The following is a 15,255-nucleotide window of genomic DNA, read 5'->3' on the forward strand; positions in this document are numbered from 1 at the left end:
ACCAACGACGCCGGTTTTGTCGCGCTTACCCAGATATCAGGAGCTTGTTCTGTGCATCGTTTATCCCGACGGCGCTGTTGCCCTTCGGGCGCAGCCACCCACGATAGTGGGCCAGCAGACCGATCACGGGCAGGCTGAGGCGTACATCAAAGCAAAAACGACCCTCGCAATCCTGAAATTCGGAGGTTTCCGACCGTGGTGCGAGGACCTTGGGCAAGGGCATTCTGCCAATGGTCCAGGATGCAACAGGCATCTTGATCCTGTCGGTGCTTGCCTGCACCGGGAGGACAAAGGTGAAAGGCCAGAATGCTTCCGTCAGGCGACCCTCTTTTTGACGGGCCAGACGCGAGCTCAGGATTTTGCCGTCAAAGCTTCTTGTCCAATGCTCAACAAGGCACCTGCGCCTGGAGAGCTTTCGATCAATGCAGACAGAAACGGGTACGTTTCGCCCGGCCTTTGGGAAGCCGAAAACCCATGCGGCAAGTTTGGGCAGGAACCAGCCTCCCGCATCGATATCCGCTTCTCCGGACCAGATGGGAGGCGCTGTTTGTCCGTGAAAATACTGCAAGGCTTGGGGCAACTTTCGAAACCGATCCGTCCCAAGGTGTGCTTCGAACAATCCATGATCTCGCGACATCACATCCGTTTTCGTTTTGATCGCGTAGGAACCTGTCTCTACGAGGATGTCAGGCAGTGTCAGGGCGTCATGTGCAAGACGCGCGCCGACTGCACCCTCACCTGCCAAGAGTTTCTTGAGCGCGGCGGCAGCAGGCAGGATGGGCACGTTGGGCCCGTGGTCGTCTTTGGCAACGAGGGTCCAATTGGCTTGTGTAAACGCGCCTTTTGCATCCAGACCGCAGACTGACACCTGCATGCCGCCCCGATCCGAGGTCGGAAGGCGCGTCACTTGCCTGGCTTTCAGGAGCACCGGGATCAGGAAGCCTGGGTCGGGCAGCAGATGCCATTTGCGCAAGGCCGCAAGTGTTTCAATACCACGTTGCTCAATAGTGGATTCCAGGCCTGCGGAGAAAGAAACGCGGGATTGGACCTTGTGACGTGGACCAAGATACTCGGCGTCATAGGTCTCTACGGCGGCGACGCGACGGCGGCCCAGACCGGCGATGTCAACCACTCTCGGTTCGGACCATCCGGAGGTTTTGGATAATTGGCCGTCCTGCCAGATTGGGGTGTCTTTGCCCGCGTAGCTCAGGATCGCCTCAATGACGGAACGACCGACTTCGCTTTGACCGCCGGGGGCAATGCAGATGTCGATCGTGTCCAGGCGTTGCCAATCCCGGGCCAGATGATCCACCACACAGGCGGACAGGGTCGGGGTCGAGCTTGCGCCGGTCAGCGCTGCGACACCCTTCGCGCGGGCAAGACCCTCCAAGCTTTCGACAAAACCTGCGAGATAGCTGCGTGCATCGGCCAAATCGATCAGATGCGAACCGGAGGCGACAACACTGCGCGCAACTTCGAAATCGGCGTGCTGGAAGGGCCCCGAACAATCGATGACCGCGAAGGGTCTGATGTCGTCCAGCCTTGCGTCCAGATTTTCGCGACAATCGAGCGCGACGCCGTGCACCGGGGTGGCTCCATTCCCCATACGCAGGACCTTGGCAAAACGCTCTGCCTTGACTGCAGATCTGGACGTGATGAAGAGCTCAATATCTTCAAAAGTCATCAGGTGATGGGCCAGGCGTTTGCCAAAGACGCCGGTGCCCCCGATGATCAGAATGCGGGACCGTTTCATAAGCCGAACCTGTGCCGGTTTGCAGCGGTTGGAAGAATGCAGTCGTCTCTCTTTCCAAACAGCCGGTATCGGTTGCGGGCCAGCAGGTCGTAGCCGATGTCGCGGAAGCGCCTTGGCAGACATTGCGTCAAGAGGATCAATCGCGCCGGGCCATTCAAATGCCGGGCAAGCGCAAGGATGGCGTCAGATTTTTCAAGGGCCGCGCCGTTCTCGATGAACAGGAATGTGACCGGATCATCGGGATCGATACCATGTGTCACTGCCAGATCGCGGCCCTCCTGCGATTGGATAGCGACAAATCGAATGCTGTCGGTTTTTTCGTGCTTCAGTGTGTACTGCACGCCGCCATCACAAAGCACACACAGGCTGTCGAAGACCCAGGTCGACTGGTTGGACATCAGCTTGATCCTCCCGCGTCCTGAAAGATTGCATCCTGACCGATCAGCATCCCAAAGAGACGATTGGTGAGGCGCAGCGAAAACCTGAAACGGCCGCCACCCAGATCGTGGTGTCCAATGGTCAGCGCGCCGGGGCTCATCCATCTGGGCAGGCGCATGCGCAAACCGCGAAACGACAGGAAGTAGTGGTCGCTTTTGAAGAAGAGCGCGTCATCCAGTGCTTCGGTCCTCAATGCCATACCGATGCCGTAGCCGATGTATTCTTCCAACCCGGTTGGGCCCGCAAATCTTTTGGAGCTGTGTACCATTTGCGGAAATCCGGATTGACGACCATATTGCCGTATCCAGAATTGCCCGTCTCCCGCGATATCTTCGGTGACAACCACGATGGCGGGCTGACCGACGCAGGACATGTCATAGGGCAGGGGGCCGCCGACCAGACGTGCCGCCTGCGACAGCAGCCACCCGGCCCAATTCATCTGCATATCGGTCACAACCCCCTGATAGGCAACGCTGGCACCACCCCGGACCCTTTTGCCGAAACGCTGTCGGATGGCTTGCGGCAGCTGGTGCCACATTTCGGGCCCCAGCAGGGTGCTGAAGCGGGTGTCTTTTTGCGGGTTATGCGGGTCAAATCGAGATGTCATCTGCATATTGGTTACCTGTTCACTTGATCTGAAATTTCTGTATTGACAGAAATAATTTTGTAAATTTTTTGCGTCAGCCGGATTTTTTCCCCGTCAGCGTGAGTACTGACAGCACCTTGTTACCCATTTTCAACAGCAGGTTCAGTTTCGCCTTGGGGACACTCAGCATCTGCGCATACCAACTGTCCGCTGTTGTCAAAAACTCCTGCATGTCCTTCATGCGCTTCAGGATGACGGGGTTGAGGTGGCCCTCGTTCTCCGCTGTAGTGACGCAATCGGAAATCAGCCGCATGGCCGGGTCAATTTCGCGCTCCTTACGGCCCTGTGCTACGCAGCGCGCGATTTCCCAAACGTCTGTTTCTGCTTCAAAGTGCTCGCGGCGATCTCCGGGTACAGGAACGCGGCGGATCAATTTCCAACTCACCAACTCTTTGAGAGAGTTGGATACGTTTGATCGCGCAATGCCCAGTTCTTCCGAAATCTGTTCGGCATTCAAAGGCGAGACACTCAAAAAGAGCAGTGCCTGTATTTGCGCAACAGAGCGGTTGACGCCCCATTGGCTGCCCATGTCCCCCCAATAGAGGATAAACTGCGATCTTGCATCGGCTTTGTTAGAATTATCAGATATTTCTGTCATGACGGAAATATCAGAGAAGAATGGTGATTTGTCAAGGTTTATGGGCGCGCGCATCTGCTGGCGGTGTAGGAACCGTAGCGCCCGGGAAACAACGGAGTGTTCTGCACCGGGCTAAACGGACTAAAACCGATTGGCGAACGCTCGTTTTATTTCTTTGGATGTTAACGACGTCTTGAGCGACATGATTATGCCTGTAAGGGCTCCAATGCTTTGAGAATGGATGAATTGTTGCTTCGTTTCTCATTTGACACTGGGTGTTTCGGTCAAGTGTCTTCTTTTATAATGTTGAAAATAAACAATATTTTTGAAGGTCGCGGCTCTTCGGCGGTTTTTCTTTAAGAGGCATTTAGTGAAAACTGTCTGCATTTCAGATCAGGCTTTTCCACCCCGTGTTAACGGGTTTTCAGAGATCTCAAAGTACAAAAGATGCTGTGAATGCGCCCATGAGGCGAGGGAGCGGTGACAGATCGGTGGTGGTGCAGATGAAGTTTCTTTGGGCTCAATTGAGTGTTTTTGTTTTAATCCTTGCCGGATGTGGAGAGACCGTTCCGCATGACGAATCCCCGCGCATTCTGGCGATGGGGGATTCGATGATGGCCTGGCATGCCGGGCATGATCAGGGCATTGCCGACGGGGTCGAGCAGATACTGAATGAACCCGTCATTGATCGCTCGGTCGTTGGCGCACGGGTCCTCTATCATCTGCCGGTGACAGGCGCGATGGGATTGAATATTTCCAAGCAGTATGCCCGGGGCGATTGGGACTGGATTATCGTCAATGGCGGCGGCAACGACCTCTGGCTGGGCTGCGGGTGCAGCCGGTGTGACAATAAGATGGAACGCATGATCGGCCCGAATGGTAAAAAGGGTGAGATTGCGCGCATGGTGAGCATGATGCGGCAGTCCGGTGCACAGGTGATCTATGTTGGGTATCTGAGAAGCCCGGGGTTTGGCTCGATTATCGAGCACTGCCGGAATGAGGGCAATGAACTCGAACGTCGCATCTCACGCATGGCACAAGCGGATCGGGGCGTGCACTTCGTCTCCTTGAAGGATCTTGTGCCGCACGGTGACAGGTCTTTTCATTCGGGGGACCGTATCCATCCGTCCAAAAAAGCCAGCAGGGCGATTGCCGAACGCATTGCGCGGATCATCGACCGCTAGCCAAGGGTGCAGGGCAGGCTGGTGCGCCCCATCTGCGCCAGCGTCAGCCCCACTTCCTCCGTGATCAATTCAGAGAAGCGCGTGAGCCCCGCCTCACCACCACCGGCAATCGCAAACTGCATGGCGCGCCCAAAGAAAACGAAGCTGGCCCCCATCATGTAGGCTTTAACCACATCTTCGCCGGATCTGAGTCCGGTGTCATAGAAAAGCGGAAATTCCGAGCCGACGGCCTCGCGGATCGCCCGCAAAGACAGGATCGGAGGCGGGGCGGCATCCAATTGGCGACCACCATGGCTGGACACTTGGATTGCATCCACCCCTTCGGCTTTCAGCCGTGTCGCATCATCCACATGGGTCACACCCTTGGCCACCAGGTTGCCGTCCCATTGATCCCGCAGACGTTTCAGGAAGTCCCAATCCGCAGCGGCCCGACTTTCCGTGCGATCAAACTCGAAACCGGGCTCGGTAAAATTTGCCAAACTCGGAGCGCCTGCAGCCAAGGTTGTCAAAGACCAGCGCGGATGCAGGGCGAAGTCGATGAACTGCATCGGTCCGATCCGGAACGGCATCTTAAACCCGCGTCGCAATTCACGTGGGCGGCGACCGACCTCCGGCACGTCCAGGGTCATGACCAGCGTCCGGTACCCCGCGGCCTTGGCCCGGTCGACCAGCCGGGCCGTCCCGCTGCCGTCACCGCTGAAGTAGAGTTGGAACCACGCATGACCCTCGGCGGCACTGATCAGCGTCTCCATCGAGGTCGAGGCGACCGTGGACACACCGAGAGGCACTTGATGCCGCGCTGCCATCCGCGCCAGCATCAGATCGGCGCCCGGCGCGGACAGGTTGCACATCCCCATCGGGCTGATGCCGAAGGGAACCAGCCCCGCATGATCGAAAACCGGCACCGAAAGATCGCGGTCCCTTACGTTGACCAGAACGCGCGGCTGCAATTCGATGTCGCGCAGGGCAGCAAGGTTGCGCGCTTCCGCCACGCCGTTCCCTGCCGCCCCGTCGATATAGTCAAACACCATCCACGGCAGGCGCCTGCGCGCAAGGCGGCGGGCATCCGCGTAGTCGTGGATGGCGTTTGCCCCTCCCAAGGGATCAGGCCTGCACCGACTTCATAAAGCGGTCACGGATGACCACCGGGTCCATGGTGATGACGGGCAGTTTGATGTTTCCACTGTCGCATTTGCACACGATCACGGTCATCTTCTTGCTGTCGATGGCCTGTTGCAGCACCCCGCCCGTGTCCTTGTCCTGACACTCGATGACGTTTTCGCAACCGCAGGCCTTGGCAACCGCCGCGAGCGACGTCTTTTTGCCGGCATAGGTCGGCTGGTCCCCGGTTGAGCCATATGACCCGTTGTCGACGATCAGCAGAATGAAGTTATCGGCTACGTTGTTGGCGATGGTTGGCAGCGTGCCAAAGTTGGTCAGAACGGACCCATCCCCATCAATGGAGATGACGGTCTTGTCCTGCGCAAGCGCCACGCCGAGGCCAATGGACGACGACAGCCCCATCGTGCCCAGCATGTAAAAGTTGGACGGTTGATCGTCGATCATATGCAGCTCCTGGCTGGGAAGACCGATGTTGCAGACCACAAGATGATCCCGCAGGATCGGAGCGATTTCGCGTAAAACTTCGGAACGGATCATTGGTCGCCGTAGCCTCCCCAGAAGGACGCATCCGTCAGGATCGCCACAGGTTTGTTGCACATGAAAGTGTATTTCAGGATCGTGTCGAGTTCATCCGCATCGCTTTCCTTGTGAAAGTGATAGGTGGGAATGTTGAGCTGATTGAGCAGAGCCTTTGTGTGCACGGCCATTTCCACCTGGCAGGCCACCGGCTCACGCAGTTCGCCCCGGTAGGAGATCAGCATCGGCAGCGGCATCCGGTAGTATTGCGTCAGCGTCACCAGCGTATTGACCGTCACACCGATGGCAGTGTTCTGCATGATGATCGCAGGGCGCTTGCCGCCCATGAATGCACCTGCGCAGAGGCCCATGCCTTCGTCTTCCTTATTGGAGGGGATGTGGTAGATCTCCTCGCGCGCCTCAACTTCGTCAATGACGCCGGCAAGCTGTTTGCACGGGACTGTGGTGACGAACTCGATGCCGTTGGCAACGAAGTCATCCACGATTTTGGTATTGATGGACACCTACGTACTCCTTGTGGTGAAACGCTGTATAATCAGCGTATTGTGAGGGTATTCTAACGTATTACATAAACAGAGCAGGGCGCGTGACGCACCACCCGAGATGCTGTTGAGCCAAGGAAGAAATCGCTCAACCCGGGCTTGTGCGATCCGACGATGATGCAGTCTGCGCCGATTTTCTGGGCATAGCTTGTGAGCGACTGGCCGGGGTTGCCGTGCAGCAAAACCGGATCGACATCGGGTGTATCTGCCACCCGATCCTCTAGCTTTTGCTTGGCGCCATCGACGGCGCGCTTCATCACGTCCTCCGAGACATAGGCATTCACGGTGCTGTTGGGCGTTTCATGGACGTGAACGGCCAGGATCTCGCCGTCGTCTCCTTTCAGATGACGCGCCATGGCCAGCGCCTCTTCACTGATACCGTGATCGAGAGCCAGCGAAACGATGATTTTCTTGTGCATGTCATGTCCTCATATGCGACGGCCTTAGGCCGATTGATCGGGCCTCAACTGTCCGACGTGCGATGTTCCGGGGTCAATATGATTTTCGGCGCGGCCACGGTGCCGGCGCGAATGTCGCGAAACGCGGTTTGCCCCTCCGACAACGGGCGCTCTTCCAGCCAGTCCAGCGGGCCCAGGCGTCCGTCACAAATCGCGGTCGCGGTATCCACGAAATCCCTGGCGGTATAGGTATATGTTCCGATGAAGGTGATCTCCTGCAGGGTCATCCGGCGGATATCAAGGCCGCCGGTTGCCTCGCCCAGGCCAATATGGACAATCGCCCCACCAGCGCGCGCCATACGGCTCGCGGTTTCGCGGGTCGCTGCATACCCCACGCCATCAATGACAAAATCCACCGATCCATCGGGGGGCATGGCGGGCTCATCCGGGGCGCAAACCTCGAACCCGGCGACGTCGGCGAGACGCGCGCGGCGCACTTCATTGGGCTCGATCACCGTGATGTCCCGCGCGCCCTGTGCGGAAAGAGATAGCGCCGCCCCGACACCGATGGCGCCACCCCCGATCACGGCGCAGCGCAGACCGGAGAGATCGCCCCCGAGCAGGGCCCGGCCCAGCCGGACGCCATGCCAGCCACAGGCAATCGGCTCGGCAAGGGCAGCATGCGCAAGCGGAACGTGATCCGGCACCGTCACGAGGTTCCCAAACGGCATGGAGACATATTCCGCGAAGGCCCCCTGGCGTGGCGGCATGGAAATAATCTCCCGCCGTGCACAAAGATTTTCACGGCCTGCCTTACAATCGCGGCAGTTACCGCAGGCAACCAGAGGATTGATGGTGACGCGCCGACCGTCCTCGGGCCCGCCAACCACGATGCCCGCAGCCTCATGTCCCAGGGTCAGCGGGGCGGGGCGCCGGGGGTCGTGGCCGAGGAAGGCATGCATGTCCGAGCCGCAGATGCCGGAGGCCATGATCCGCACAAGGGCCTCGCCATCGCGCGCCTCGGGCATGGGCCGGTCCATGTAGGAGAGTTCTTCGACGTCCGTGTAAACAAGCGCTTTCATTTGGCGGTGAAACCTCCGTCTACGAATAGGGTCTGTCCGGTCACATAGGCGGACGCCTCCGAGCAAAAGAACATCAGCGGCCCATCGAGATCGGCAGGTTCGCCATTGCGCCCGATACAGGTCTGGTCGGCGTTGCGTTGTGCCAGTTCCGGATCAGCGAACACCGGTCCGGTCAGTTCGGTGCGGAAAAAACCCGGCGCCAGCGCATTGGCGGTAATGCCGTGGCCGGACCACGCCTCGGCCATGGCGCGGGTCATCTGCTCTACGCCGCCTTTCGATGCGCCGTAGCTGATACCGCCCGGAAAGGCCCTGCGCGATTGCAAGGATGCAAAATTGACGATCCGACCCCAGCCCTTTTCCTTCATGGCCGGCACCAGATGCTGGGCCAGAAAAAACGGAGCAGCCAGGTTGAGGTTCAATGTCGCGTCCCAGCCTTCGTCTGTGACTTCCTCTGCGGTTTGACGAGTGTTGATGCCTGCCGCGTTGATCAGGATATCAATGGGTCCAAACGGTTTTGCCGCGTCCGTCGCGGTCCCGCGCAGCGCCGCGCGATCCGCAAGGTCGGCGCTGATGGTGGCAGTTTCTCCCGATGTTTCCTCAGCCCAGGCGGCCAGCTGATCCGGCCGTCTGGCCACCCCGACGACCCGGCAGCCCGCACGGGCCAACAGGCTGGCTGCCTGACGTCCGAGGCCACTGCTGGCGCCGGTGACGCAGGCTACTTTGCCGGAAACATCGAAGAGTGTGCTCATCAGGATCAGTCGATCGCAGACAGATCGAAGTTTTCTTCGGGGAAGTATTTGTGCAGCCGCGCGTCCGCAGTGCGCGCATGCCCTTCCATCCCCTCAAGGCGGGAAATCCGCGCTGTTGCTTCGGCCACCGGTCTGGACCCTTCCCGGGTTGCGCGCTGCCAGGTGACGATCTTCATGTATTTATGGACCGACAGGCCACCGGTGTATTTTGCAGACTGCGAGGTCGGCAGCACGTGGTTGGTGCCCGATGCCTTGTCTCCGAAAGCCACGGTGGTCTCCTCGCCGAGGAAAAGTGAGCCGTAACACTGCAGGCGATCAAGCCACCATGGCAAATCCGCTGCCTGCACAGTCAGGTGTTCCGGGGCATAGTCGTCCGAACAGGCCGCCATTTCCTCGCGGTCGGCGCAGACAATCACTTCGGCATAATCGCGCCACGCCGCTTCGGCATTTGCGCGGTTCAATTCCGGCAGATCGGCAATCAGCCCGGGCACGATTTCCATAACCTTTTCCGCAAGCGGATGGTCGTCGGTGACCAGCCAGACCGGCGAGTTGTACCCGTGCTCTGCCTGACCGACGAGGTCTGTTGCGACAATGAACGGATCAGCGTCCTTGTCTGCGAGGATAAGACTGTCGGTCGGTCCGGCGATCATGTCGATGCCCACGCGACCAAAGAGAATGCGCTTGGCCTCCGCCACGAACTGGTTGCCCGGCCCCACAAGGATGTCCGATTTGGGCAGGCCGAAAAGACCGAAGGTCATGGCGGCCACACCCTGCACCCCGCCCATCGACAGGATGCTGTCCGCTCCGCAGAGGTTGGCGGCGTAAATGATGGCCGGGTTGATCCCAATGCCCGGACGCGGTGGGGAACAGGCGGTGATGTGCTGGCAGCCTGCCACTTTCGCCGTGGTTACGGTCATGATGGCGCTGGCGATGTGGCTGTACCGACCGCCCGGGACATAGCATCCCGCAGCCCGGCAGGGGATGGCCTTTTGCCCCGCAATCAGCCCCGGCACAACTTCCAGTTCGACATCCTGCATGGTCGATTTCTGGGTCTCGGCGAAACGGCGGACATTGTCGTGGGCAAACGCGATGTCATCCTTCAGCTTTTGCGACACAAGAACCGACGCGGCAGCGATTTCTTCCTCGTTCAGAATGATGCTGCCCTGATAGTTGTCGAACTTCTCGGCATACTTCAGCGCCGCCGCATCGCCGCCCGCCTCAATATCATTGAGGATGTTCTGAACAGTTTCGCGCACGTCACCGGCATCCGTCATTGCGGTTTTTGCAGCTTTCTTGAGGTACTCACGAGCCATTTAAGGGGTTCCTGTCTGATGATCCGGATCTAATTTCTGGGCGGGAAAGCATGTGCAACTTCGATGCCCACTGCGCTGTACCGACCACAACTGTGCGCGACGAAATGTACATGACAACCCCCAAGGGTGGAGCCTGAACGGTAAGTGAACGGCTCCTCTTGGAATGTTTGTGTAAGCGCTTACATTGATTCTTGCAAGCCTTTCCTTCTAATGTCCGGGCAAGGCCCGGCGGTGTCTGCGCAAGAAACTGCAAGCCTTTGACTGCAAAGGACGATACGATCCACGGATGGCCCGAAACTCTGCCCCCACTCTTGAAGATGTCGCCCGGATGGCTGGTGTATCGACCGCCAGTATCTCGCGGGCGCTGAATGATCCCGATAAAGTCGCCAAGCAAACGCGCGACAAGATCGAGAAAGCGATTGAGGTTTTGGGCTACACGCCCAACTTCGGCGGTCGTGCGCTGGCGTCGAACCGGACCAACACGGTGGGGGCGATTATCCCCAGCATGGCGAATGCCATGTTCGCCAGCGGGGTGCAGGCGTTTCAGGAGGTGCTTTCTGAAGCGGGCGTCAACCTACTGCTGGCCAGCACCGGCTATGATCCGGAGCAGGAGCTTCGCCAGATCAAGGCGTTGATCGCCCATGGTGCGGATGGATTGCTGCTGATCGGGGACGAACGCCCGCAGGCCACACGTGACTTTCTGGCCAAACGGCGCGTTGAACACGTGATCTCCTGGTGTTTCAAGCCGCATTCCGCGCAGACCTACGTCGGGTTTGACAATTGCCGGGCCGCCTATGACGCGACAAGCCGCGTGTTGGCCCTGGGGCATCGCCGCTTTGCCCTGATTAGCGGTGTGCGGGATGGGAATGACAGGGCGCGCGACCGGCACATCGGCATCGAAACTGCCATTGCCGATTTCGGGCAGGGGGCCGCGTTGCTGCATGTCAAAGAAGCAAAGTATCGGCTGGAATTCGGGGGCGAGGCCTTTGCATGGATTATGGAACGTCCTGATACGCCGACGGTCATCATGTGCGGCAATGACGTTCTGGCGGCAGGGGCTTTGATGCGCGCGCGGCAGATGGGGATTGATGTGCCGGATCGCGTCTCACTTGTGGGGTTTGACGACATCGGGCTGGCGTCGGTGTCCAATCCGCCTCTGGCGACCGTGCGCGTGCCGCAGATCGAAATGGGACGTGCAGCAGCCAGAATGCTGCTTGCAAAACTGAGCGGAGGCCCGGTTGAGGCGCCTGCACCGCTGCCCACAGAATTCATTCACCGTGGGTCGCTGGCAGCCCCGCCGGATTGACGCGCCTCGTCAAGCAGTTGTTTCACCCGGTCCCGAACTTCGGTTGCCGCGTCTTCCTTGACCGGACCATAACCGCGTATGTCCTGCGGGGCCTCGACCAGCTTGCGAACGCTTTCGTAATGACCTTCCCGCCACAGCGCTGGCACCTGCGTCAGGATATCTTCGAACCAGACGATCAATCGACGCTCCAGCCTGCGATCGGGATGGTATCCAAACGGATCTGCCCAACCGCCCCGCAGCCATTTCAGGTGCGTCAGAACGCCAAAGAGGGGGCCGAGCCATGGCCCGAATTTGCGCTTTAAAGGTCTGCCGCGGCCGTCCTTCCTGCGCGACAACAAAGGCGGCGCCAAGTGATAGCGCAGCTGAAAATCCCCGTCGAAATCCTTTTGCAGCCGCGCCTGAAAGCCCGGATCCCGGTGCAAACGCGCCACTTCATACTCGTCTTTGTAGGCCATCAGTTTGAAGAGCGATTTCGCCGCTGAAATCTGGATATCCTCCGGCAACTGCTTCAGCGGCGCCAGTTTGTCTTCGAAACGTCGGGCATATGCGGCGTTTTGATACGCCTTCAAAAACGTCCCACGCCGCGCCATCACATCGGTTAGTGTTTCGTCTGCGGCCTGCACGGGGGCCTGCAATTTGCCCGGTGTTGCCGCCATCACCCGCCCAAAGGCAAACGCGCGTGTATTCTGTTCGGGTGCCACGCCATTGAGCTTTATCGCCCGCATCAGCGCCTCAAACCCCACCGGTACCAGCCCCCGCTGCCAGGCAAATCCCAACATGATGACATTGGCATAGACCGCATCGCCCATCAGGTCATCGGCGAGCTGACCCGCATCTATGGCATCCAGCGCGTCCTGGCCCACAACCGCTGCAATCGCGGCCTCACGGTCGTCGATCCGCAGATCCGCATCCCGGTTCAAAACCAGATCGCCGGTCGGCATTTCCGCCCGGTTCAACACGACTTTCGTACCTTTGCGGTAGTGCGCTGAGGCCTTGGGCGACGAACACACAACCACGTCGCAGCCGATGACGGCGTCCGCGGCCGTGGCGTCGATTCGCACTTGGTGCAGGTGATCCGGTCTGGCTCCGATCCTGACGTATCCCAACACGGTGCCGAATTTCTGCGCAAACCCGGTGAAATCGAGCACGCTGGCGCCCTTGCCCTCCAGATGTGCGGCCATGGAAATGAGCGCGCCGACGGTAATGACGCCTGTGCCCCCCACGCCGGTGACCAACAGATTATAGGGCCTAGCCAGGTCTGGTAACGTCGGCAAAGGCAGCGTCGCGCTCAAAGCGATCGCATCCACGTCGCGCAGGGGTGTGCGTCGGCGCGTGGCCCCTTCGAGCGTCACAAAGCTTGGGCAAAACCCGTTCAGGCAGGAGAGGTCCTTGTTGCAACTCGACTGATTGATCCGCCGCTTGGTGCCAAATTCAGTCTTCAGCGGCTCCACGCTCAGGCAATTGCTCTCCGTGGAGCAGTCACCACAGCCTTCACAGACAAGATCGTTGATCACCACAACCTGCTCAGGCTCCGGCATCTGACCACGCTTGCGTTTGCGACGTTTCTCTGTGGCGCACATCTGTTCATAAATCAGGATTGAAACGCCTGAGACCTCGCGCAGCTCTCGCTGCAGCTTGTCCATTTCGCCACGGTCATGGAAAGTTGTCCCGGTTGGACAGTCCAACGCTTTAAACTTACCGATATCGTCGGAGACAAGTGCAATGCGTGTAACGCCTTCTGCGCGGCAGGTCTGTGCGATCCCCGTCACGGAAACAGGTCCGTCCACCGGTTGGCCCCCGGTCATTGCCACCGCATCGTTGTAAAGGATTTTATAAGTGATGTTCGTGCCCGCCGCGACCGCCTGGCGGATGGCCAAAGATCCCGAATGATACCAGGTGCCTTCACCAAGGTTTTGAAAGATGTGTTTGCCACCATTGAAGAGCGAGGTGGCGACCCACGGAACCCCTTCGCCGCCCATCTGCGCATACCCGACCGTCTCGCGATCCATCCACGAGGCCATGACATGGCAGCCGATGCCACTGGCGGCTTTCGATCCCTCGGGCACTTTGGTGGAACTGTTGTGTGGGCAGCCGGAGCAGAAGTAAGGCGTGCGTGTTGCGCCTTCGACCCGGATGACAGGAGGCTCAACCTGTGTCAGCGCACGCGCTGTTTCCACAAACCCTTCGTCCGGAAAGAACCGGTTCAGCCTGTCCGCGATGATGGGTAGCAGCACTCTGGGGCTCAACTCCCCCGTCCAGGGCACCAGCGGTTCCATCTTTTCGTCGTATTTGCCCACCATCCGCGCCGGTTTCCGACCAGGCCAGTCGTAAAAATGCTCCTTGAACTGCGATTCAATGATCCCGCGCTTTTCCTCGATCACCAGCACCTCGCGCTTGCCAGTCACGAAATCCAACGCTGCGTGATGGGCGAGGGGCCAGACCATCCCGACCTTGTAGATGTCGATCCCAAGCGCCCGGCATCGCGCCGCGTCCAGTCCCAGAAGGCGCAGTGCCTCCATCAGATCCAGATGCGCCTTGCCCGTGGTCACAAATCCAAAACTCGCTTTCTGGATCCCGTAAATCGCGTGATCAATCGGGTTTGCCTCGACAAAAGCCTGCACCGCATCGAGCTTGTGGCGGATGCGCGCTTCGATGTCCGGGCTGGGCAGATCCGCAACCCGCACATGCAGCCCGCCGGGTGGACCGGTGTAGTCCGGCTGGCGGAATACCCGGTCCGGCACGATCTCTACAGATTGCCCGCTCTCCACGGTCTCAGAGATGGCCTTGAACCCGACCCAAGTGCCCGAAAACCGTGAAAGCGCAAAACCATATTCGCCAAAGGCCTGGTATTCGGCGACACTTGCGGGGTTCAGGGTGGGCATGAACCACGACATGAAGGCGACGTCCGATTGATGTGGCATCGATGAGCTGACACAGCCATGGTCGTCGCCTGCAATCACCAGCACGCCGCCTTTCGGAGCAGATCCATAAGCGTTGCCGTGCTTCAGCGCGTCGCCGGATCGATCCACGCCCGGGCCCTTCCCGTACCACATCGAAAACACGCCCTCGACAGCACACTGCGGATCCAGGCTGGCTTGCTGTGCTCCCAAAACTGCCGTCGCGCCAAGATCCTCATTCACCGCAGGCATGAATTTGATCGCTGCCGCCTTGAGCAAAGCGTCGGAGCGCCACATTACCTGATCCACACCGCCCAAAGGCGAGCCGCGGTAGCCGGAGACAAATCCCGCGGTGTTAAGTCCGGCGAGCCGGTCGCGGCGTGCCTGGTCCAGCATGATCCGCACGAGCGCTTGCGTGCCAGTCATGAACACACGACCCTTCGCCTTGGTGTAACGATCTTCCAGCGCGTAGCCACTGATGTCGCATGGGTGTTGGGTCATGTCAGGGTCCTGAATTCTATGCCTGCATGCAATCTTATAAAAAGTGGTCGAAAAGACTTGCCGTAAATTCACAGGTTGCCGGTTTGGTGAAGGTAATTTTCCGATTTTCCCGGGTTTGTAGGAATAGTTTTTCAAATCCGTATGTTTCCCTCCGACCATCCTGCTCTTGACATCATGGCCATGCGGCTTTCTCTGGCAGTGTCGGAATTC

14 protein-coding genes are annotated in these 15,255 nt (G+C 59.0%); 2 read left to right on the forward strand and 12 right to left on the reverse strand.

From position 1 onward, the window contains the following. Positions 1-25 precede the first annotated feature (25 nt). The 4 genes from ISX84_RS00525 to ISX84_RS00540 all read right to left on the reverse strand — a co-directional run bounded on the left by ISX84_RS00525 (position 26) and on the right by ISX84_RS00540 (position 3,435). Positions 26-1,753: an SDR family oxidoreductase gene (locus ISX84_RS00525; protein WP_195818371.1), complete on the reverse strand. Its 1,728-nt coding sequence runs from the start codon at positions 1,751-1,753 to the stop codon at positions 26-28. Next, the gene (locus ISX84_RS00530) at positions 1,750-2,151 is read right to left on the reverse strand and encodes a thiol-disulfide oxidoreductase DCC family protein (protein ID WP_195818372.1); all 402 of its coding nucleotides are present in this window, start codon (positions 2,149-2,151) and stop codon (positions 1,750-1,752) included. The genes ISX84_RS00525 and ISX84_RS00530 overlap by 4 nt, the downstream gene beginning before the upstream one ends. After that, on the reverse strand, positions 2,151-2,804 hold the full coding sequence (locus ISX84_RS00535) for a DUF4166 domain-containing protein (protein ID WP_229884025.1): 654 nt from the start codon (positions 2,802-2,804) through the stop codon (positions 2,151-2,153). Before ISX84_RS00535 ends, ISX84_RS00530 begins: the two co-directional genes overlap by 1 nt. Positions 2,805-2,871: 67 nt before the next feature. Further along, entirely contained in the window at positions 2,872-3,435 is a 564-nt protein-coding gene (locus ISX84_RS00540; RefSeq protein ID WP_195818373.1) for a GbsR/MarR family transcriptional regulator, read from the reverse strand. Positions 3,436-3,917: 482 nt separating this feature from the next. On the opposite strand from ISX84_RS00540, the gene ISX84_RS00545 reads away from it, so the two are divergent. After that, positions 3,918-4,598 (forward strand): SGNH/GDSL hydrolase family protein, encoded by a 681-nt coding sequence (locus tag ISX84_RS00545; protein ID WP_229884026.1) that lies wholly within the window; start codon positions 3,918-3,920, stop codon positions 4,596-4,598. On the opposite strand, the gene ISX84_RS00550 is transcribed toward ISX84_RS00545, so the two are convergent. The 7 genes from ISX84_RS00550 to hisD are packed head-to-tail and all read right to left on the reverse strand — an operon-like array spanning position 4,595 to position 10,341. After that, positions 4,595-5,698, reverse strand: a complete 1,104-nt coding sequence (locus ISX84_RS00550) for an alpha-hydroxy acid oxidase (protein WP_195818374.1) — start codon at positions 5,696-5,698, stop codon at positions 4,595-4,597. The genes ISX84_RS00545 and ISX84_RS00550 overlap by 4 nt on opposite strands. Positions 5,699-5,702: 4 nt before the next feature. Beyond that, positions 5,703-6,257, reverse strand: coding sequence for a sulfopyruvate decarboxylase subunit beta (comE, locus tag ISX84_RS00555; RefSeq protein WP_195818375.1), 555 nt, complete (start codon positions 6,255-6,257; stop codon positions 5,703-5,705). After that, a complete protein-coding gene (comD, locus tag ISX84_RS00560) occupies positions 6,254-6,760 on the reverse strand; it encodes a sulfopyruvate decarboxylase subunit alpha (RefSeq protein ID WP_195818376.1) in 507 nt (168 codons plus the stop codon). The genes comE and comD overlap by 4 nt, the downstream gene beginning before the upstream one ends. Positions 6,761-6,813: 53 nt before the next feature. Continuing rightward, on the reverse strand, positions 6,814-7,218 hold the full coding sequence (locus ISX84_RS00565) for a universal stress protein (RefSeq protein ID WP_195818377.1): 405 nt from the start codon (positions 7,216-7,218) through the stop codon (positions 6,814-6,816). 44 nt (positions 7,219-7,262) lie between these two features. After that, on the reverse strand, positions 7,263-8,279 hold the full coding sequence (locus ISX84_RS00570; RefSeq protein ID WP_195818378.1) for an alcohol dehydrogenase catalytic domain-containing protein: 1,017 nt from the start codon (positions 8,277-8,279) through the stop codon (positions 7,263-7,265). Continuing rightward, positions 8,276-9,028, reverse strand: a complete 753-nt coding sequence (locus ISX84_RS00575) for an SDR family NAD(P)-dependent oxidoreductase (RefSeq protein ID WP_195818379.1) — start codon at positions 9,026-9,028, stop codon at positions 8,276-8,278. Before ISX84_RS00575 ends, ISX84_RS00570 begins: the two co-directional genes overlap by 4 nt. A 5-nt stretch (positions 9,029-9,033) precedes the next feature. Then, entirely contained in the window at positions 9,034-10,341 is a 1,308-nt protein-coding gene (gene hisD, locus ISX84_RS00580; protein ID WP_195818380.1) for a histidinol dehydrogenase, read from the reverse strand. Between the two features lie 286 nt (positions 10,342-10,627). Between hisD and ISX84_RS00585 the strand changes: the two genes are divergently transcribed. Next, the gene (locus ISX84_RS00585; RefSeq protein WP_195818381.1) at positions 10,628-11,647 is read left to right on the forward strand and encodes a LacI family DNA-binding transcriptional regulator; all 1,020 of its coding nucleotides are present in this window, start codon (positions 10,628-10,630) and stop codon (positions 11,645-11,647) included. Here the strand turns inward: ISX84_RS00585 and ISX84_RS00590 are convergent. Next, positions 11,614-15,045 (reverse strand): indolepyruvate ferredoxin oxidoreductase family protein, encoded by a 3,432-nt coding sequence (locus tag ISX84_RS00590; RefSeq protein WP_195818382.1) that lies wholly within the window; start codon positions 15,043-15,045, stop codon positions 11,614-11,616. The genes ISX84_RS00585 and ISX84_RS00590 overlap by 34 nt on opposite strands. Positions 15,046-15,255: the final 210 nt, after the last annotated feature.

The organism is Roseobacter sp. MH60115 (genome assembly GCF_015644665.1).
In the GTDB taxonomy this organism is placed as follows: Bacteria; Pseudomonadota; Alphaproteobacteria; order Rhodobacterales; family Rhodobacteraceae; genus Roseobacter.